The organism is Bradyrhizobium sp. Kon37 (assembly GCF_055807535.1).
In genome coordinates, this window is record NZ_JBVVOY010000235.1 from 1 (window position 1) to 290 (window position 290).

The 290-nt window shown below is 65.5% G+C and carries 1 protein-coding gene and 1 pseudogene; one reads left to right on the plus strand and one right to left on the minus strand.

Annotation, left to right across the window (positions count from 1 at the left end):
- Positions 1-152 (plus strand): annotated as a pseudogene (locus AC0L3J_RS37960) (aldolase); the annotation flags it as partial.
- Positions 153-158: 6 nt separating this feature from the next.
- Here the strand turns inward: AC0L3J_RS37960 and AC0L3J_RS37965 are convergent.
- On the minus strand, positions 159-290 hold a 132-nt coding region (locus AC0L3J_RS37965), incomplete at its 5' end, for a peptidoglycan-binding domain-containing protein (RefSeq protein WP_473350532.1).

Consider the following 290-nt stretch of genomic DNA (forward strand, 5'->3'; position numbering starts at 1 on the left):
TGTCGACCGGGCGACAGGTGCTGCCGGTCGATCCCGCGATTGCAGCCGAGACCTACAGGCAGATGCGCGAGGGCGATTCCGAATCTGCACGGCTGCATCTTGCGGCGATCCGGCGGCAGCTCGATGCGGAGGAGCCGCAATACCGGCATTGAGCCGGCCTAAGACCCCTGGCGTAGCTTCGCCAGCACCTTCAGCCCGCCATAGCCGTCCGCAGGCACGATACCGGCCCTCTGCTGAAAATCCTTGATTGCCTTCATGGTGTCATTGCCGACGCGGCCGTCGGTGCCGCC